The following is a 19,613-nucleotide window of genomic DNA, read 5'->3' as shown; positions in this document are numbered from 1 at the left end:
TAAATCACACCCCTTATTGCTGGTAGTCTTGCGGCATATCCATGAACTTGGAAGTTGCACCCAAGAAGGCAAGATTAAACGTGTCAGTAGGGCCGTTACGATGCTTTGCCATAATAATATCTGCTTCGCCTGGGCGATCTTCCTTATTGTAAAAATCAGGGCGATGCACTAGGAACACAACGTCAGCATCCTGCTCAATAGAACCAGATTCGCGCAAATCTGAAAGCTGTGGTTTCTTGTCGTTTCGCATTTCCGGTCCACGATTAAGCTGGCTCAAAGCCACAACTGGCACTTCAAGCTCTTTAGCAAGAAGCTTCAGCGCACGCGAGAATTCCGAAACTTCCTGCTGACGACTTTCCACACGCTTGCCAGAACTCATCAGCTGAAGATAATCAATAACTACTAGCTTCAGATCATTAGTTTGCTTCAAACGACGGCATTTTGCGCGAATTTCCATCAAGCTCATATTTGGGCTGTCATCAATAAAAAGCGGAGCGTTTTGCATTTTTGTCCAAAAAGTATTAAGAGTATTCCAACGATCTGGAGTAATATCTTCCGCTCTTCGCATAGCAGCGAGTGGGATATTAGTTTCTGCAGCAATAATGCGCTGAGCCAATTCCACTTTGCTCATTTCTAGAGAGAATACAATAGACGTCATATTGTGGTGCAGTGCAGCCGAACGAGCAAAATCAATGCCAAGTGTTGACTTACCCATAGCCGGACGACCAGCAACAACAATCATTTGACCAGGCTGCAAACCCTGCGTAACTTCGTCAATATCTCTAAATCCAGTCGGTACACCTTGTTCAAGTTCGTGATTTTGCATTTTATCTAACTGATCAAGTGTATTTTGTAAAACTGGACCAATAGCAACGTAATCTTGACGCACTTTGCCAGCACTCATTTCATACACTTCTGATTGCGCAAGATTTACAATATCTTCTGCTTGCGCCCCGGAAGCAGAATAGCCCATTTGTGCAATTTTTGTGCCAGCAGTAATAACGTTACGAAGAACAGCATTTTGATGCACAATATCTGCGTAGTACATTGCGTTTGCGGCTGTTGGCACAGAAGCTACTAGGCTGTGCAAATAGTCAGCTCCGCCAACTTTATCGAGATTTCCATCTTTCATTAATTCGTTAGCTACAAGCACAACGTCAACAGGCTGTGAGCCAGCGAAAAGCGTAAGAATAGCATCGTAAATTGTTTGGTGCTGCGGTAAATAAAAATCTGATGTTTCAAGTAATTGAGACACTTCGCCAATAGCATCTTTGCTCATGAGCATTCCGCCAAGCACAGCCATTTCTGCATCAACATCGTGAGGAGGTACACGATCAAACAACGTAGCACCTACTTCGGCACCACGATTTGCAACGCCAGAACCATATGCAGAGGCGTCACCATTGCCACCATGATTGCTACCTGCGCGGATAACATTGCCTTTAGTAGATTGCCACATATCATTATCTGCCATAGAAACGAGTATAAACGCGCGCACGTATTATGAAAAAACGTAAATGTATTAACACAAAACTTTATCTACATTTTTAGCGCAGAATCCATCCACGTATCATTTCTTATGCGCAAACTATTGCCTATTGCACGCCCCCCAATATAAACAGCATTTAAAACAACCCACAAAGTAATAGTTCTTATCACGTCATTAGCATCAACGATGACATCAAAAACGCTTGTGAGCGCCAAAAATGTTAAATATACGACAGCCATTACTGAGCAAGCTTTTGCCAAGTAGCGATGATCACCTGCGCCAATCAATACGCCATCTAACGCCCACATCCATCCAGCAAGAGGCAAGAACAATCCTAATATTGTCATACCTACAGAAATTAAAAACTGAATATCTGTATGCTGACTAAATAGTGGCGCGCAACTCCAACCCACGAAAATCATGAATAAACCGACTCCTACGCTGCTTACAGCTCCCACTTGAGCACAAATACGCGTAATCATTCCTGCGCGCTTACGACAGCCTGCACCTAGCGCTGCAGCAACAATAGTCTGCGCAGCAATACCAATTGCATCTAAAATATTCATAACAAAATTCCAGCAAGAATTAGCAACCTGATACGCAGCGAGAGTATTGGTACCGAGATGAGTCGCAGTAACAACCGTAGCTACCATGCACACGCGCAATGCAAGTGTACGAACAAACAAAGGCATACCAGTTCCAGCAGAATGTAGAATATGCTGGAAATGCGGTTTGAGACGCGCACCACTTTGAGTAGCCCAAATAATTGCAGGAATAGTGAGAACAAGTCCCATATACCATTGCGCAATCATTGTTGCAATACCAGAGCCAGCAATTCCCATGTTGAGACCAAATACTGCGATTATATCGAGAATTGTATTTAGAACAGCTCCACTTACAGCAGCAAATAATGTTATGCGCACGTTGCAAAGACCGCGAAATATGCCATTTGCTGCATATACGAGTAGCATCGCAGGCAATCCAGGCATAACCATTTGTGTGTACACAATAGCATTTTGCAACGTAGAGCCACGCGCGCCTATTGCGTAGCATAACGGTTCAGCGGCAAAAATAAGTATGACTGTAAGAATTATGCCAAGCAATAATGCAAGCCACAACCCATCCATGCCAATGCTAAAACCTTCTCGACGCTTACCTGCGCCTAAAAGACGCGCAACCTGTGAAGTTGTATTGTAAGCCAAAAATAAGCAAAGACCTGTAGTAGTAAGAAGTACCGTTGATCCAATAGAAAGACCTGCTAGAGCACTTTTGCCAATGTGGCCAATAATAGCAGTGTCAATAAGTACAAATGCTGGCTCAGATATGAGCTGTCCAAAAGTTGGTACGGCTAGTAGCCAAATATTGCGCAGTACGTCTTTTTTGTTCTGGTTGTCCAACTTTTGATTTGTCATAATGCTTCATTCTACCGCTACTTTGTCACGCTTGTATAAAAGAAGATTGCAATTGCTAACAATTTTATGCAAAAACAATTGCAAGTGAAGTAACACAAATATGCGTAAATCGCAAATAAAAATATTATTTTAAAAAGTTATCCGCAGGATATCCACAATGTTATCCCCACTATGTGGATAAATTTGTGTGATATCCACGTAGACACGCCTAAAATGTGGATAACTTATCTTTTTTATCCACATCAAGCAATTCGTGCGTGTCATATGAATAACTTATTCATTAAAAATAACTTATTAATTAAAAACTTGATTTTAAATTAGCAAAAATAACAAAACCGCATATCTTAGATAAGACATGCGGTTTATATCAAAATAACTAGAACTTGTTGCTAAACAATAGCGCTTACGCACATGCTTCTATTCTTTAGCACTATTATTTCGTTTTCCTGTTTTCTTATTATTCTGCGCTGATTTATCTTTTTCTACAGTTTCAGACTCTTTTTCAGAAGAAGACTCTTTCTGCTCAACTTCAGATTTAGTATCATCAACCTCAGAATCGCCTTGCTCAGGATTTGCCTCAGATTGATCAACCATAAAATCAGATTGTTCAACCTCGTTTTCACCCATATCAATATCAACAGAAGTAAGAACAGCCATTTGAGTTTTATTTGCATCATCATCTGCAACAGCAACTACAGCGCCATCATGACTTTGTGCAATAGAAGAAAAATCGTAAGCACGCTCTCCTTGATCAGCTAAATCAACGCCCTTACGTTCCTTAGCTTCCGAGATTCGCCATCCAAAAAGCTTTTCAAGAACAAAAGCTAGCACTGCAGTTACAGCACCTGCATAAAGCACCGTAATCCCAATCAAGCACAGTTGTGCAACTAACTGATGCCAATCACCAACAGCGAGTAATCCAGAGCCATCAGCAAATAAGCCTACTGCAAGCACACCAATAAGCGCAGCAACACCATTCACGCTAACTACATGCAAGGCACCATCGTAGCGCACAAAAGTACGAGAGTGAGTCACTAGAGAAGTAATAACACCAGAAAGAACACCCAAAACTAAAGCCCACAATGGAGCAATAACATCCGCGGCTGCAGCACTTGCAGCTAATCCAGCCATAACACCAGACGCAGCTCCCAAAGCAGTAAAGCATCCAGAGTGTAAACGTTCAGTCACACCCCAGGCAAGCATTGAAGCAGAAGCAGTTATTGTGGAACTCACCCAAGCATAACCAGCAACTCCAGGAACACCTGCAGAAGAACCAATCATTAACCCAAGCCAACCGAACCAAATCAGGAAAACGCCAAGCATAACGAAAGGAACATTATGCGGCTGGCGAGCAGCAACACCATTTTCGACTGCTGACTGCGTTGCAGTGGATTCAGCAGCAACTTCAGTTACTGTAGCAACTGGAGAGACAACAGTCTCACTAGCAGCATTTTTAGCATGCTCAACATCAGCCCACAATGCGCGCGATAAACGACTTTTAGGATTACGCGAATTAGTAGCTCCAGAATTAGCATTGCCACTCGTATGCGCAACATTCTTAATATGCAAAACAAAACGCTTAAGAGGGAAGTGAGCATGTCCGCCAATGATCATAACAATTGCAAAAGCCGAAACAGCCGCAGCAATATGCAATATAGAGCCACCCGCGAAGTCATGCACTGAAATACCTAACGCCTGTGAAATAGCACCATTAGGCGAAAGCAATCCACCACCGCACACCATATGCGCTAACGGAGCGAATACTAAAGTAATCCACACAGCTACGAAAATAAGCCAAATAGCGTAACGCACTCGACCGGCTAGAGCTCCAGTAATAAGCGCTACTGCAACAACAGCACATGCTAAGCGAAAAGCTGCAGGAATGCCGCCAGATAATCCGGAATTTGCGTCCATAGACGTAAACACACCATGATCTGCCACCATCGAATCACGGAATAGCAAACCGCTCAATGGATCACCTATAACACCACCAGCCATATCTTTGCCAGCAAAAGCTAACGACCATCCCCACAGCGTCCAAACCAGTGTAGTTACAGCAATAGCGCCAGCTGAAAGCATCATCATATTCACCATGGAAGTAGCGCGTTCACGGCCTCCATAGAACAGGGCAATACCCGGCGTAATAATAAACACCAACGCGCCAGCCAACAATGCCCATTGCGGATCCATTGTGGTCATTTTTCACCTCAATTATTTGAAACAGCGCAACAATAACATCATTGCAGCTTAAGTATTACTTATATAACTATTGTACCGAGAAACTCTTATAGCCAAAACTCATAAAGACTTTAGTGGAAGATTAAAAACTACCACTCATGCAGCTACATCAATGCTCAGCATTAAGCGAGCAGACCGTCTACGAAGCTTTGAGCATCAAACGGGACCAAATCATCTGGTCCTTCGCCAAGACCTACTAGCTTAACCGGCACACCAAGTTCACGCTGTACAGCTATAACAATTCCACCTTTAGCGGAACCATCAAGCTTAGTAAGGACTACGCCCGTAATGCCAATAGCTTCAGCAAATACTTTTGCTTGAGACATGCCATTTTGACCAGTAGTAGCATCCAATACCAGCAATACTTCATCAACAGGCATAGTTTTTTCTATAACCCTACGAATTTTGCCAAGCTCTTCCATTAAATTTGCTTTATTCTGCAAACGACCAGCAGTATCTACAATCAATAAATCAGTTTGTTCTTCTTTTGCCTTATTCGCAGCAATAAAAGCAACAGAAGCAGGATCAGCACCATCTTTATCTGCACGAACAACTGGCACGCTTACTGCAGACGCCCAAGTTTCAAGTTGATCAGCTGCAGCCGCACGAAAAGTATCTGCTGCAGCAAACATTACTGAACGTTTTTGGGCAATAAACAATCGCGCTAATTTACCAGCAGTAGTGGTTTTACCGGTGCCATTAACGCCGACCATCATAATAACGCTAGGATGATGCGCATCTGATTTATCTGCATTTAAGCGTCGATCAGCGTCTTCATCTACTATTTTCAATAGTTTCGTACGCAATGCTGAATGCACATCTTCTGAACTAGAAGTACCAGCAATGCGTGCATCTTTGCGTAGATCTTCTACTAATTCTTCACTAGCTCGAGAGCCAACATCGGCCATAAGAAGAGTATCTTCTACATCTTCCCAATCTTCTTCCGAAAGATGGTCCTTGCTTATGATATTAAACAATGCACGACCAAATGGATTTGCACTATGAGCCAAACGTTCGCGAAGACGTTTAATACGCGAAGAAGTACTTTCTGGCAATAATTCAGACTTTACTTCTTCATTAGGTATAACAGCTATGTTACTTTCTATCTGTTTTCCAGATTTTTTTGTTCCACGCGCTTTAGTTTTGCCTGTATCGATTGAACTATCAACGCTTTCAGGAATTACTGGTCCATGACTATTGCTGTGAATGCGCAAAATCACTGCAACTGTTACTAATAAGATGGCAATAACAACAGCCGCAGCCGCAAACCAAATTAGCATGTTCATATCCATAACCATATTCATGACATCAAGACTATGAAAGTCAAGGGACACTAGCAATACATTTCACTATTTTTTCTCATCTTTGTCACACTTCAACGTCAATATGCTTAAGTACATCTGCATCTATTACACTAATAAAAGTAGTAATAAATAGCACGAGCTATTATTACGCAAAATTTGAATTCACAAAATCATTAAGGAGGATTTTATGTCAGATCAGCCTACCGTAAATGTATACGGTGCAGATTGGTGTGGAGATTGCAAACGTGCAAAAGCTGCGCTAACCCAGTATGGTGTGGCATTCGTTTGGCACGATATTGAAACAGAAGAAGGTGCTGAAGAAAAAGCGATTGAAATTAGCAATCAAAAGCACATTCCAGTTGTTACTTTTGCGGATAATACTTTTATGGTTGAGCCATCTGCAACACAAATAAAAGCAAAACTGGAGTCACTCGGAATACTGCAATAAATATATATAACACGCATAAGTTCACACGATATTCACTTCGTCGATTGAATGTAGTATACTTGGCATTTGTTGCCCCTTTAGCTCAATTGGCAGAGCAGAGTCCTTTTAAGTCTTGGGTTGTGGGTTCGAGTCCCACAGGGGGCACTTTTTTATATCCAAATTTAGGGTAAGCAAGTAAACTGCAATAAAAAAACGGGGGAGTCGAAGCTCCCCCTACGAAAAATTCACTTAAGATCAAAAACGACAATCAATGCCATACTTGTTGAGAATTAGCTAATTACTTATATAACGCAATACTCAACTCGCCCAAACACTAGCATCTTGATCATCTTCAACTATATCGTGACCTACAGGTGCTGGAGAAGAATACGTGTATTCATCATCCACAACGCCAGAATCAGCATCTGCATTAATAGCAGCAAGAACATGCTTATCCATTTTGTACTGTGGTAATACGTTCTTAATATAGCTAGTTACAGCATCTTGCATAGCAACGTCATGGCCAACTTTTTCTGCCATAAACCAACGATGATCCAACACTTCATGGAAGAACTGAGCTGGTTCAATTTGCGAACGGAACTCAGGAGGAATCATACGAACTGTTGGCTCGAAAATTTCACGCATCCAATCAGTTGCAACAATTTCTAATTCCTCACCTTGTCTCCACGTCGAAGTGCGATACGCATCCAAATCGTTCAGAAGCCTTCGAGCCTGATTCTCTTGAACGTCCAATCCAGTAAGACGAAGAAGCTTGCGGGAAGCATAACCAGCATCCACAACGCGAGGTCGAACCAAAACCCTTCGACCATCTTCTGAAGTCTTCATCTCCAACTCATCAACATCGAAACCAAGCTCATTTAGACGATTAACACGACGTTCAATTCGCCACATCTCATCAGGACTGAACTTATCAACGTCAGTAAGCGTACTCCAAAGCGAATGATAGCGATCTACTAGACGATTGCCTATACTGATTTCATCTACTTCTGTCGGTAAAAGCTGACCGGAGCTCAAATCCATAAGCTCACCAATAATGTTGGTTCGAGCTAAATCGATATCGTATTCTCGTTGACCTTCTGTTAAACTTCCATGCAAATCACCAGTTTCTGCGTCAACTAGGAATGCAGAAAAAGCATCTGCATCTCGCAAAAACAGCACGTTGGAAAGCGATACATCGCCCCAATAGAAGCCAGAAAGATGCAAGCGCACCATAAGAACAGCAAGCGCATCGATAAGGCGCTCTGCAGTATCCGGACGCAACGTACGAGCAAATAATGCACGATATGGTAGTGAGAACTTTAAATGTTTCGTAACTAACATTGCCTCAAGCTTTTCACCATTAGCGTCATGGCGTCCTGCAACAACAGCTATAGGAGTAACTGTAGGCAACTCAAGTTTACGAAGCCTACGCAAAAGCTCATACTCACGTTCTGCAACTTGACGAGTAATTTCCTTCATTGCATACACTTCATCGCCAACGTGAACAAATCGCACAACGTGACGAGAAATACCACGCGGCAAATTCACGAATAAATCAGCAGGCCATTGAGAAAGTGGTAATTCCCAAGGCAGTGTAAACATTTTTGGATCTGAACTAGCCGCAGTAATCTTCAGTGCCTGCGGCTCTTGAGACGACGCATTCTCGTCCTGTGCAGATACCGAAGTTGCTTGCACAGCACGCGGGTCTAATTGAGGAGCGTCATTCCATTCCATAAAGTTTATTTACCAATCAAGCTCATGCCAACGATATCACTGCATTCCAGATAAACACAGCTCAACCACCGACGAATTATTGATAACAACTATATATAATAAGCGATGCATTGTAATGATGTATTATTGCACACTTATTATGCTGCTTTTTTGTGCCAAAAACGGGGTTCGCGTCATACTGCGAACCCCGCTATACCTTATACCGAAAGTTTGCTTACTAGCTCATATAAGCAGAGGCAAACCAACACTTTTAGTTCAAACGCAACTCCGTAGAAGGTGCGAACAGATGCATCTTAGATGGATCAATCTTGATCTTCACGGTGTCGCCAACCTTTGGAAGAGCACGTGGGTTCACGCGAATAGTAGTGAGCTTGTTTTGATCAGACATCATCGTAGATGCTTCCTCAGGAGAACCATCGGTGATGATATTGCCGTAGATATAGCCATCGGAACCGAGATCTTCCACGTTCATTACCTTCAAGGAGAACGCATTTGGATCATCGGATGTTGCCAAGCTTGCATCTTCTGGACGGAAGCCAACAATAATCTGTCCGTTATCTTCTGCAGTGAGCTTGTCAACAGCCTCAGCTGGAAGAACTATAGAATCCTCACCGATCTGAGCTCGACCGTTTACAACTGGGTGCTGATTGATATTCATGGATGGCGAGCCAATGAAGCCTGCAACGAATACATTTGCAGGGCGGTCATAAAGCTCAGTAGGAGCTCCAACCTGCTGCAATACGCCAAGCTTAATCACTGCAATGCGATCGCCCATGGTCAAAGCTTCAGTCTGATCGTGGGTAACGTACAGAGTAGTAACACCAAGCTGACGCTGCAAAGCAGCAATCTGAGTACGAGTCTGAACGCGGAGCTTAGCATCAAGGTTGGAAAGAGGCTCATCCATGAGGAAGACTTTTGGTTCACGAACAATTGCGCGACCCATAGCAACACGCTGACGCTGACCACCAGACAAAGCCTTCGGCTTACGATCCAAATACTCTGTCAAATCCAACACTTCTGCAGCTTTTTCAACACGCTTGCGAATTTCTTCCTTAGGAACACCAGCAATCTTCAAAGCAAAGCCCATGTTATCAGCAACTGTCATGTGTGGATACAGTGCATAATTCTGGAAGACCATTGCAATATCGCGATCCTTTGGCTGCATTGTAGTAACATCTTGACCGCCGATGAGGATACGTCCTTTGTTAACCTCTTCAAGACCTGCCAACATACGCAAAGTAGTTGACTTACCGCAACCAGATGGACCAACGAGTACGAGGAACTCACCATCTTTAATAGTCATGTTCAAGTCATCAACCGAAGGCTTATCGTTGCCCGGGTATATACGAGTCACATGATCAAATACAACTTCTGCCATGATATGTCCTTTCATCGGCAGGTACGTGCCGAACGATCCGTAGTGAAGGGTGTGCACTCATGACCCCAATTCCTACATCGGCGGGTATCAATCGTCCACAGTTTACTTACCTGGTCCATTGAAGGTTCTCTTCGTTGAGCCATGCCTTAATATATCATGTTTATCTTAGAAAAACAGCAAAAAATCAGTATTTTGCATAAACTCGGCGTGTCGAGTAAGACGCACAAAAGGAGAATAACTATGGATCAACAACAAGAAACAACAAATGATGAAATGCAAAAATCAAATACCCCTTATAGTAAAAGCTTAATTGGCATCGTAATAGCACTAGTTATTCTTGCATTCGCTGCAGGAGCTGGGTTTATGACTTATTACAATTCAATCAATAAACCACAAGTAAAAATTGAAAATCCAACAACCAATAAGCCAGATACACAAATTGAGGATACAGCAAACTCCCAAATAGCCAAAGAGATTAAAAAACTGCCTTCTTCTGACATCCCACCGGCATCTAATTTACAAGGCGGAATTCTTCTTAGCAAGGATGGGTACGGCAAGCAAGCTGCTGGTGCTCCTACAGTTGCTACTTATTTTGATCCTTTGTGCCCTGGTTGCGGATCCTTTAATCGTACTGTTGATGAAACTTTAATTAAAATGGTTGAAGCAGGTCAAATTAACCTAGAACTTCACCCTATGTCATTCTTAAATCGTTTTAGCTCAGATCAATATTCTTATCGCGTCTCAAGCGGTATTGCTTATATCGCCTCATATGATAACGATCCAAAGCATTTGCTTCAGTTTATCAATAGCATCTTTAGTGAAAGATTCCAGCCGGAAGAAGGCGATGGATACCAAGCAACACCGAATAAAGCTCTTATTGATTTAGCTGAAGATGCTGGAGTTGCAAATAAGATTGCGAATGAAGCCTTTAACCTACACTATGTTAAGTGGCAAGAAGTTATTAATGAGAATACTCCAGAAGAAAAAGCTTTATGGAATGTTTCTGGCTCTAATAAAGGCGCTATGACAACTCCAACAGTAACAATTAATGGTAAGCTAGTAGATCTCAATGCAGCTTCTGAAAAGCAGATGGATCCTTTGGAAGCTATATTAAAGTCTTTGGGAATCGATAAAGAACATGTTGGCAAATCTGGCCATATGCCAAAAGTTACATATAAGAGCAAGCCGCTTGATTTATAAATAAAATTAAGTAATTTCTATACTAAAACGGACGTTAAGAATACACTCAACGTCCGTTTTTATTTAATAATTTATATTTCTATAATTTAGCTTATTTACAATGCAATAGGGGAACTAGTGTCAGACACTTTAGGCATCTGACCTGCAACTCCAACTTGCTTTTTATCCAAGCCAATGCAATGAAGCAGAGCATCAAGCACCTTCATTTTTTTCTCATTAATGGCATTCATATCAAGCAATTTATCGTTAATAGTTACTGTTGGAGTTGTCATAGATCCTTTATTTGAACCGCTGACATTCCACAATTCCTTACGATCAGGAGTGTATTTATTAACTAGCAGCTGCCACTTCAAATATTGGCGGTTAAAAGCTTTACTTGCAATTTCGTTTGGAATTCCAGATTTCTTAGCCAGTTTAATCAATTCTTTATTGCTTACAGGCTTATATCCCTCGCCTTCTTCCGGCTGGAATTTTTCGTTAAAAATACCATTGATAAACTGAAGCAAATGCTTTGGATCGTTATCATATGAAGCGATATAAGCAATAGCACTAGAAACACGAGTCGAGTAATGGTCAGTAGAAAGTCCATCCAAGAATGACATTGGGTGAAGTTCTAGGTTAATTTGACCTGCTTCAACCATTTTAATTAAAGTTTCATCAACAGTACGATTAAAGTTTCCACAGCCAGGGCACAAAGGATCAAAATAAGTAGCAACTGTAGGAGCACCAGCAGCTTGCTTACCGTACCCATCCTTGCTAAGAAGAATTCCATTCTTAGAATTAACACCGCTTGGACGAATACTTGGATCAATATTATCCAAATTATGATTAGATTTTGCAGATTGCTCTACTTTTTTCTGAGGCTGAACGTAAGCTGCCTGATACGCAGTAATGCCTACAGCAGCCAACATAGCCGCAACAATAATTACTACAATAACGCCGATAATTGCTTGCTGACGACGCTCACGCGCGGCACGTTCGCGATTTTCTATGGTTCTTTGTAGGCGAGTAGCAGATGAATCTCCCTGCTTATTATCACGCATCTGAATTTTAGGCATTGTTATCCTTCAACCCTTTATTTCGCATGCTAAGACTAGTTCCTAGCAGCATTCTTGCTAATGAAATAATAACCTCACCACAGTTTAGTAGATGGCATCAACGGAAAATACACATTACGTATCGTACTATTTTTATTTTTCAAATGATTTTCCAGAATAAAATAACGCACCTAATCCTAAACGGAATTTTGTAGTCCATTTAACTACAGCAAAAACAACCCATGCAACAATAAATCCTAGAGTATATCCAAATGCAGTATTTGAAAAAATATTAGGTGAGTAAGCTGGCAAAAGAATACGCAAGGATCCAACATCTATAGAAAGTAATTCAGGATTATCACCACAGAGAAATGGATATATAACAGCTCCAATACCTCCAGAAATCACAATAGCTATAACTCGTGGAAGCATGTAGACGAATCCTCGAATAATATGCCATGGCAAAGTTGCAATACGCACTACAGAATCATGACGAGGAATTATTCCATCGTTAAGTTGCCATCTTCGCAAGCTTGATGAAATACTGTAGCCGGATGTTGCACTAATCCACATAAAAACCATCGCAAAACCAATAGAATCGAGAATGCTTAAGCAAGCAATGGCTAAATGAAGAATTATACAAATCAGCAGTATCCATGTTCCTTTACGCACATAATCATGTTGATTAAGAGTATGATCAACAGAAGGCACTTCATCACTTTTAACATGAAGGGAATCGCCTGCTTCATTTTCAATATTGTCATTATCAAAAACGTTATTAGAAGCATGAATAAGTTTTGAAGATTGTGCAATACGTGAATTGTTTGAATTGTCGTTCTGTATATGCTGTAAATCGACATCGTTTAACGCATTAATTCGTGTTTTTTCATCTACACAAAATGTTTTATCGTCTTCACTATCTAATGAATGCGGCATAACAGTAGTAGAACGAACAGTTACGGTTGGCGTTTCTCCATCAGAGTTAAGATTTGTTATGCCAGCTGTACCAGCTGCATCGCAGGTACGAGAATTTGTTAGTATAGCAGTTTTTTCTTTTGTTTCACGACTCGTTTCACGCCACATTTTACGCATAGTTATGTTAGTGGCATTACGGTCAAAAGGGCGGTTCACCTCCGGCCAGGCTAAAGGATCCATAGCATCTTGACTAATTGCATTTTCTAAATCAGATAGCATGCAACGCTGTTCTCGAATCGGATTCAACGCCTTACGAAAAGCAGCCATTGTTCTAGGAGGCAACCCAGTTAAATCTGCATTGCCTGAGGCAGCACGCTCCAAAACCGCCATCATAGGCTTTGTGCCAAAAACAGGCTTACCGGTAGCCGCAAATGCAAGCACAGCAGCAACAGACCACCAATCTGTAAGTTCATCTGAATCTCCGCCTTCAATAATTTCTGGAGCAATAAAACCAGGAGTGCCCATCACTAATCCCGTGCGAGTAACATGGCTTTCACCTTCACCCATCGCAATACCAAAATCTACTAATACTGGTCCAGTAGCAGAAATCATTACATTAGTTGGTTTAATATCACGATGAACAATACCAGCTTCATGAACTGCCTTAACAGCTTCAATAAGCTTATGCGCAAGACGCTCTAAATCATCTGCAATATAGGGCCCATTCTCATCCACGTCTTCGCGCAAATTATGTCCTTCAATCAATTCTGTCACAATAAAAGCGATTGAAGCATCTAATTCCATATCCACTATCGCGCAAACACCTGGATGATGAATCCTCTGCAAAGCCAAAGCTTCACGTTTTAAACGCATTCGAGCACGTTCCTGCTCAGAATCCTCATCTTCACTCTGTTTTGTACGAACAGAAGCACGTAATATTTTCATAGCATATTGATTGCCGCCATCGTCATTAACGCGCCAAACTGACCCCATTGCGCCGCCGCCAAGCCTAGAAATAAGCGTGTATCCGCCTACATTATTCCCTGGCTGCAAATCGAACATGCTTGTATCTTCCATACTGCATTATGTTAATGCCTTATATTGCCAAATACACAAATATAAACAACAAAAAACACGCCGTTTCTATATTCAACATCGCCGTAATTTTGTAATGACGTGGCATATGGTACACTAATCAATTGTTCTACTTAGCATGATTTGTTATGCTAACGAGAAAACATCGCCTCCTTAGCTCAGATGGCCAGAGCGGCCGCCTTGTAAGCGGCAGGTCGCCGGTTCGATCCCGGCAGGAGGCTCCATTTTTATTCCACTCGTTTCGTGAGTATTTCTTATTTTTTGTTCACATATTCCAGAACTATAGTTTTGTTATCTTTCGTATCACATATAATGACGTGAAATGATTAAAGCAGAGGGGATAGTGGCTAATTAACTATTCAAAAATAGAAAAGATTTCTATTTTTCATATACAGTGCCAATTATGGCGTATTATGAAAATGACAAATCTATATCTGCGCACATGATCATCTTTATAACAAAAAACTTTTCGCGAGTAAGAACTCGGGAACCTTCCCCCAACTCAGGGTTTCCGAGGTGAGAGTGGAGCGTCCCCCAACCAGCTCCACCTCATAGGGGGCGGGAATATCCCCTTCTCTCCCGCCCCCACTTTTATTTTGTTTTGCATTCGATTTTGAATGCCAAACTGAAGGTATAATAGAAAAGTTAGCATTATTGCGAAGGGAGTGATTGTATGGCACGTCGATGGACGCCTAGACGATTAATAGTGATGCGTCGTGCAAGAATAATCGCCTGCGTTTTATCTATATCACTCACAGCAACAAGCTTGTTTATATTTACAGCTAAAAAATCTGTTGCAATGATCGTAAATGGAAAAACGCGTATTGTAAGCACTTATTCAACAAATCCAATACGTTTATTGGAAGAACAACACGTGCCAGTAAAAACTCACGATCAAATTATTTCTTCTTCTGGAGATATTCTCACAAATCATTCTACTGTAACAGTTCGCAGTGCTTATCAAACTTCTATCACTGTAGATGGAGTAACTATACCGTTCTGGACTGTTGCAACTAGTGTCGATCAATTAATCGGCTTTTTTAAAGCTAATGCTAAGAACGCTTCACGAATTACAGTAAATTTGCAAAATATTTACGATAAACTAACTTGCGGCTTATCGATTAATAAAAAAGGTCCAATTAGCGTTATCGCTGACGGGAAAACACGCGTTGTGCAAAATGGAGACTTACCTGCGAGCGCAATTCTTGATTCTCAAGGTATAGTGCTCGGCAAGGAAGATCGCGTAAGCGTAGAAGAAGATGATGGAAATACTGTTTTACGTGTTTCTCGAGTTACTCATGGCAAAGAAACTCGTACGGTTTCATTACCTTTTGCCACACAAACTGTAGTAGATCCTAAACTTCCAGCAAATTCTCGCGTTGTACAACAAGTTGGCGTGAATGGTGAGCGGGAAGATGTTTATAACGTTACATACGTAGATGGCAAAGCAGAAAGCGCAACTCTAGTTTCGCAAAATTTGGTAAAGCCTGCAGTTAATCAAGTTATTGCTGTAGGTAAGGCTGCTCCCGCACCAATTCACAAAAATAATACAAATACACAAAAGTCAAAACAATCCAAACAACAAACAAACTCTCAACACAAAAAGCAGAATACTGAGCAGCCTGCAAAACAGGAGAAGAAAAACAGCCAACAGCAAACTCAACAAAATCAGAAAACGCAAAATCAGGCTCAAAGCAAAGACCAGAATGGTAACAATGGTGCGCAAACATCACAAACTCAACAACAAACCGCATCTGCTGCCCCCGCACCTGCAGCTAATCCACCTGCACCCGCTCCAAGCTCTAATCCCGATAGCCTTGTACATGCTACTCCAGAACAAGCTAAACTATTTGCTCAGGGCGCGGCTGCGCAAATGGGTTGGACCGGTAAAGAATGGGAAGATCTTTTATGGTTATGGAATAAGGAATCTGGATGGAGATGGAACGCAGAAAATCCTAGCTCACACGCTTATGGCATTCCTCAAGCTCTTCCTGGAAATAAAATGAGCAGCGCAGGAGCTAATTGGCATGAAGATGCCGCAATACAAATTAGCTGGGGTCTAAGTTACATTAAGGGCAAATATAAAACACCTAGTGGAGCAGTAAAGCATTCGCGCGAAATTGGCTGGTATTAAAAGGCAGCAGCGTGTTTTAACGCACTTTGGTGCAACAGATTAATTGTTACGAAATTTGGATGGTAAAACTTTGACAGAAATCAGCATTGAAAATGAAGGTCAGCTTTTAGGTGCAGCAGATATTAGACGTATTGCTGCCGAGGAAGGCATTACTCCTACCAAAAAGTTTGGTCAAAATTTCGTTATTGATCCTGGTACAGTGCGAAAAATAGTAGCGGCAGCTGGCGTTAAATCTGGCGATATCGTTATGGAGGTAGGGCCTGGTCTTGGTTCTCTTACTCTTGCAATATTGCAAACAGGAGCACAGCTTACTGCAGTAGAAATAGACCCTCCGCTAGCTCGACGATTGCCGCATACTGTAGAAGAATTTATGCCTAAAGCAATGCAAAAGTTTAATGTCATTCTAAAAGATGCTTTAACAGTAAATGCCGATGATGTTCCACAAATTGCACAGGCTAAAAAATTTACTCTTGTTGCAAACCTGCCATACAATGTTGCGACGCCTATTATTCTTACTTTGCTAGAAAAATTTAGCAACTTACAGAATTTTCTAGTTATGGTTCAAAAAGAGGTAGCAGATCGTTTATGCGCACAACCTGGGAATAAAGTATATGGCACACCAAGTGTTAAGTTGGCGTGGTACGGCAAAGCCCAGCGCGCAGGGCTTATCGGTCGTAATGTGTTTTGGCCATCGCCAAACGTTGATTCAGCATTAGTTTCTTTTACTCGCGATTGCACAAGCAAAGGTGACAACAATGAGCGTGAGGGAGTATTCGCTTTCATTGATGCAGCCTTCCAGCAACGACGTAAGACATTGCACGCAGCTCTTAAAAATCAAGTTCCAGAAGAAGCATATAAAAATTCTGGAATTGACCCAACTAGACGCGGCGAGACGCTTACTTGCGATGAATTTATTGCTTTGTATCGCGCATGCAAAGATTGTCAACTATAAATAAAACGCATATTTATTCGTTGAATAAATATGCAAAATAAAATATTACGCAATGAAATATTACGTATATTCTGCAGCTTGTGTAAACTTGCTGCTAACAAAGTTACAAACCACAGATCGGAAGTGAACATGACGCAAGAATACGACGAACGTATTGCTCGTAAAGCTTTCATGTATCAAAGAAAAAGATCTGTACTCACCACAGTGGGCGTAGGCCTAGGCGTCACCTTTATATTTGCTTTACTTGTGCAATTCCACGCTTTTGGTATAAATTCTGTGCGTGCTCCAAAAGATAACCCAAATTATGGTGTTCCAGCTCCATGCGCAATAATAGGAAAAGAAGGAGCCAAAGCCCCTTACGTAGATAATAGAGCTGTAGCAATCAGAGTTCTAAACGGCACAAAGTTCCGCGGTTTTGCTCGCGCTGTTGGCGAAGCTTTAAACGCTCGTGGATTTAACTTAACAGAGGTTAACAATAACAAATCAAGTAATATTAAACGAACAATCATTTACTTTGGAAAAAACGCTATTAATGAAGCTTATACAGTAAACGCTAATTTTACCGATGCAATTATGCGAATGGATGATAGAAAAGATAAGCTCGTCGATATTGTGCTTGGCTCTACTTTTAATAATCTTCGCCCTAAAGTAGATGTTCCAGCAGCAGGCGCAGCAATACATGAAGTGCAAGGATGTATAAGAGCTGACCTTATGAAAAACATTCCTAAGGCAGATCAGCATAAGGAAGTTAGATAAAAAAGAGTAGCAGTATAAAATATTTTACTGCTACTCTTTTATTTAAGTGAAGAAACTTTTACTTTTTGTACGTTTCCTCATACCATCGCTGTAATTCTTCTACAGCAATATCATGGTCTACCGGACCATTATCGAGACGGTAATCAAGCATATGCTTATAAGCCTCACCAACTATTGGACCTGGTTGCAAATGCAATAATTGCATTATTTCATTACCGTCTACATCAGGTCTAATAGCGTTAAAATCTTCCTGCTTTTTAAGCTCTTTTACGCGCTCTTCCATCTCGTCCATCGCATGCTCAAACATTAACGATTTGCGACGATTCTGAGTGGTTGCATCTGCTCTAGTAAGTCGATTCAACCGCTCATACAGATGTCCTGAATCTTTTACGTAACGACGAACTGCAGAATCAGTCCACGGTTCATCAACATACCCATGAAAACGCAAATGCAAATTCACTAATTCAGTAACATCGTCGATAAGATGATGATCAAAATGCAGTGCTTTCAAACGTTTACGAGTCATTTTTGCGCCAACAACATCATGGTGGTGGAAACTAACTTTCCCTCCATCTTCAAATTTTCGAGTTTTTGGCTTCCCAATGTCATGCAATAAAGCAGCTAGGCGCAATGTTAAATCTGGAGACGGCACTGGACCTTCTTGATCTGTTTCCAAAGCTATAGCGCGCTCAAGAACCATCATTGTGTGTTCAAAAACGTCCTTATGACGATGATGCTCGTCAATTTCAAGCTGTAAAGCTGGAATTTCCGGAAGAACACGCTGAGCTATACCAGATTCAACAAGAGCTTCTAATCCTTTACGAGGTCTGTCCGAAAGTAACATTTTAGTAATTTCGTCGCGAATTCTTTCAGCAGAAACAATATCTAACCTATCTGCCATGTCTACAATCGCTTCAGCAGTATTTGCTTCGATACTAAACCCAAGTTGCGCAACAAAACGAATTGCACGCATCATACGCAAAGGATCGTCATCAAAAGATTGACGAGGATCAACCGGGGTTCGCAACACGCCTTTAGCTAAATCACTAGCACCGCCAAAAGGATCCACAAACTCTAAATCTGGCACGCGCAACGCCATTGCGTTGACAGTAAAATCACGCCTAGAAAGATCACCTTCTAAAGTATCGCCATATTGCACTTCAGGTTTACGAGAATCTGGATCGTACACATCAGAACGATATGTAGTAATTTCAACTTTTACTTCTGTACCATCAGCACGCCGACGCATAGCTCCCAACGTGCCAAATTTACGACCCATATCCCAAAAACCATCATGTCCCCAACGACGCAAAATAGGTTCAAACTCTTCAGGTCGAGCTGATGTACAAAAATCAAGATCATGCGACACGCGATGCAGTAGCATATCTCTCACAGGACCACCAACTAATGCAAGTTCATAATGACGCTCAGCAAAAAGTCGCCCCAACTCTATAGCTTCAGGCCAAACTTCGAAGTTCTCAGTCACCCTTACCGACACCCTTTCAGCAAAAATCAATCTATATTCCAGCATACCGTTACCCC

Annotated in this window: 14 protein-coding genes and 2 tRNA genes; 7 read left to right on the top strand and 9 right to left on the bottom strand. The window is 41.6% G+C overall.

The features are described 5' to 3' along the window. Positions 1 to 13: 13 nt before the first annotated feature. From dnaB to ftsY, 4 genes are all read right to left on the bottom strand, one after another. The gene (gene dnaB / locus HXT50_RS04595; RefSeq protein ID WP_004105840.1) at positions 14 to 1,474 is read right to left on the bottom strand and encodes a replicative DNA helicase; all 1,461 of its coding nucleotides are present in this window, start codon (positions 1,472 to 1,474) and stop codon (positions 14 to 16) included. Positions 1,475 to 1,539: 65 nt separating this feature from the next. Further along, positions 1,540 to 2,901: an MATE family efflux transporter gene (locus HXT50_RS04590; RefSeq protein ID WP_004105838.1), complete on the bottom strand. Its 1,362-nt coding sequence runs from the start codon at positions 2,899 to 2,901 to the stop codon at positions 1,540 to 1,542. A gap of 417 nt (positions 2,902 to 3,318) precedes the next feature. Then, positions 3,319 to 5,100: an ammonium transporter gene (locus HXT50_RS04585; protein WP_064621992.1), complete on the bottom strand. Its 1,782-nt coding sequence runs from the start codon at positions 5,098 to 5,100 to the stop codon at positions 3,319 to 3,321. 161 nt (positions 5,101 to 5,261) lie between these two features. Continuing rightward, the gene (gene ftsY, locus HXT50_RS04580) at positions 5,262 to 6,443 is read right to left on the bottom strand and encodes a signal recognition particle-docking protein FtsY (RefSeq protein ID WP_101885826.1); all 1,182 of its coding nucleotides are present in this window, start codon (positions 6,441 to 6,443) and stop codon (positions 5,262 to 5,264) included. A 187-nt stretch (positions 6,444 to 6,630) separates the two neighbouring features. Here ftsY and HXT50_RS04575 point away from each other — a divergent pair, with 187 nt between their 5' ends. Together HXT50_RS04575 and HXT50_RS04570 are read left to right on the top strand one after the other, a co-directional pair. Further along, positions 6,631 to 6,891 carry a glutaredoxin domain-containing protein gene (locus HXT50_RS04575; protein WP_004105832.1) on the top strand — a complete coding sequence of 87 codons (261 nt, stop codon included), beginning with the start codon at positions 6,631 to 6,633 and terminating at the stop codon, positions 6,889 to 6,891. Positions 6,892 to 6,962: 71 nt separating this feature from the next. Next, positions 6,963 to 7,035 (top strand) — tRNA-Lys (locus HXT50_RS04570). Between the two features lie 153 nt (positions 7,036 to 7,188). Here the strand turns inward: HXT50_RS04570 and HXT50_RS04565 are convergent. Both HXT50_RS04565 and HXT50_RS04560 read right to left on the bottom strand, forming a co-directional pair. Beyond that, positions 7,189 to 8,604, bottom strand: a complete 1,416-nt coding sequence (locus tag HXT50_RS04565) for a DUF4032 domain-containing protein (protein ID WP_004105830.1) — start codon at positions 8,602 to 8,604, stop codon at positions 7,189 to 7,191. Between the two features lie 250 nt (positions 8,605 to 8,854). Next, a complete protein-coding gene (locus HXT50_RS04560) occupies positions 8,855 to 9,982 on the bottom strand; it encodes an ABC transporter ATP-binding protein (RefSeq protein WP_004105828.1) in 1,128 nt (375 codons plus the stop codon). Positions 9,983 to 10,222: 240 nt separating this feature from the next. Here HXT50_RS04560 and HXT50_RS04555 point away from each other — a divergent pair, with 240 nt between their 5' ends. After that, the gene (locus HXT50_RS04555) at positions 10,223 to 11,182 is read left to right on the top strand and encodes a DsbA family protein (protein WP_101892176.1); all 960 of its coding nucleotides are present in this window, start codon (positions 10,223 to 10,225) and stop codon (positions 11,180 to 11,182) included. A gap of 95 nt (positions 11,183 to 11,277) precedes the next feature. Here HXT50_RS04555 and HXT50_RS04550 read toward each other — a convergent pair whose 3' ends face one another. Together HXT50_RS04550 and HXT50_RS04545 are read right to left on the bottom strand one after the other, a co-directional pair. Further along, positions 11,278 to 12,240, bottom strand: a complete 963-nt coding sequence (locus HXT50_RS04550; RefSeq protein WP_004105824.1) for a DsbA family protein — start codon at positions 12,238 to 12,240, stop codon at positions 11,278 to 11,280. A 132-nt stretch (positions 12,241 to 12,372) separates the two neighbouring features. Further along, positions 12,373 to 14,211: a serine/threonine-protein kinase gene (locus tag HXT50_RS04545; protein ID WP_004119604.1), complete on the bottom strand. Its 1,839-nt coding sequence runs from the start codon at positions 14,209 to 14,211 to the stop codon at positions 12,373 to 12,375. A 165-nt stretch (positions 14,212 to 14,376) separates the two neighbouring features. On the opposite strand from HXT50_RS04545, the gene HXT50_RS04540 reads away from it, so the two are divergent. The 4 genes from HXT50_RS04540 to HXT50_RS04525 all read left to right on the top strand — a co-directional run bounded on the left by HXT50_RS04540 (position 14,377) and on the right by HXT50_RS04525 (position 18,071). Beyond that, positions 14,377 to 14,453: transfer RNA gene (locus tag HXT50_RS04540), tRNA-Thr, on the top strand. Positions 14,454 to 14,902: 449 nt separating this feature from the next. Continuing rightward, on the top strand, positions 14,903 to 16,363 hold the full coding sequence (locus tag HXT50_RS04535) for a G5 domain-containing protein (protein ID WP_004119612.1): 1,461 nt from the start codon (positions 14,903 to 14,905) through the stop codon (positions 16,361 to 16,363). 55 nt (positions 16,364 to 16,418) lie between these two features. Continuing rightward, entirely contained in the window at positions 16,419 to 17,315 is an 897-nt protein-coding gene (gene rsmA / locus HXT50_RS04530) for a 16S rRNA (adenine(1518)-N(6)/adenine(1519)-N(6))-dimethyltransferase RsmA (protein WP_116442562.1), read from the top strand. Positions 17,316 to 17,444: 129 nt separating this feature from the next. Continuing rightward, entirely contained in the window at positions 17,445 to 18,071 is a 627-nt protein-coding gene (locus HXT50_RS04525) for a LytR C-terminal domain-containing protein (RefSeq protein ID WP_004105817.1), read from the top strand. Between the two features lie 58 nt (positions 18,072 to 18,129). Here the strand turns inward: HXT50_RS04525 and HXT50_RS04520 are convergent, their stop codons facing one another. Further along, positions 18,130 to 19,602 (bottom strand): CCA tRNA nucleotidyltransferase, encoded by a 1,473-nt coding sequence (locus tag HXT50_RS04520; protein WP_050397226.1) that lies wholly within the window; start codon positions 19,600 to 19,602, stop codon positions 18,130 to 18,132. Positions 19,603 to 19,613 lie beyond the last annotated feature (11 nt).

The organism is Gardnerella sp. KA00243 (assembly GCF_049244105.1).
Classification (GTDB): domain Bacteria; phylum Actinomycetota; class Actinomycetes; order Actinomycetales; family Bifidobacteriaceae; genus Bifidobacterium; species Bifidobacterium leopoldii.
Note: the sequence above shows the minus strand (reverse complement) of the source record. Positions and strands in the feature narration are given on the sequence as shown.

Coding starts and splice junctions, on each gene's coding strand:
- dnaB (WP_004105840.1), bottom strand. CDS start 1,474: ATGGCAGATAATGATATGTGGCAATCTACTAAAGGCAATGTTATCCGC.
- HXT50_RS04590 (WP_004105838.1), bottom strand. CDS start 2,901: ATGACAAATCAAAAGTTGGACAACCAGAACAAAAAAGACGTACTGCGC.
- HXT50_RS04585 (WP_064621992.1), bottom strand. CDS start 5,100: ATGACCACAATGGATCCGCAATGGGCATTGTTGGCTGGCGCGTTGGTG.
- ftsY (WP_101885826.1), bottom strand. CDS start 6,443: ATGAATATGGTTATGGATATGAACATGCTAATTTGGTTTGCGGCTGCG.
- HXT50_RS04575 (WP_004105832.1), top strand. CDS start 6,631: ATGTCAGATCAGCCTACCGTAAATGTATACGGTGCAGATTGGTGTGGA.
- HXT50_RS04565 (WP_004105830.1), bottom strand. CDS start 8,604: ATGGAATGGAATGACGCTCCTCAATTAGACCCGCGTGCTGTGCAAGCA.
- HXT50_RS04560 (WP_004105828.1), bottom strand. CDS start 9,982: ATGGCAGAAGTTGTATTTGATCATGTGACTCGTATATACCCGGGCAAC.
- HXT50_RS04555 (WP_101892176.1), top strand. CDS start 10,223: ATGGATCAACAACAAGAAACAACAAATGATGAAATGCAAAAATCAAAT.
- HXT50_RS04550 (WP_004105824.1), bottom strand. CDS start 12,240: ATGCCTAAAATTCAGATGCGTGATAATAAGCAGGGAGATTCATCTGCT.
- HXT50_RS04545 (WP_004119604.1), bottom strand. CDS start 14,211: ATGGAAGATACAAGCATGTTCGATTTGCAGCCAGGGAATAATGTAGGC.
- HXT50_RS04535 (WP_004119612.1), top strand. CDS start 14,903: ATGGCACGTCGATGGACGCCTAGACGATTAATAGTGATGCGTCGTGCA.
- HXT50_RS04525 (WP_004105817.1), top strand. CDS start 17,445: ATGACGCAAGAATACGACGAACGTATTGCTCGTAAAGCTTTCATGTAT.
- HXT50_RS04520 (WP_050397226.1), bottom strand. CDS start 19,602: ATGCTGGAATATAGATTGATTTTTGCTGAAAGGGTGTCGGTAAGGGTG.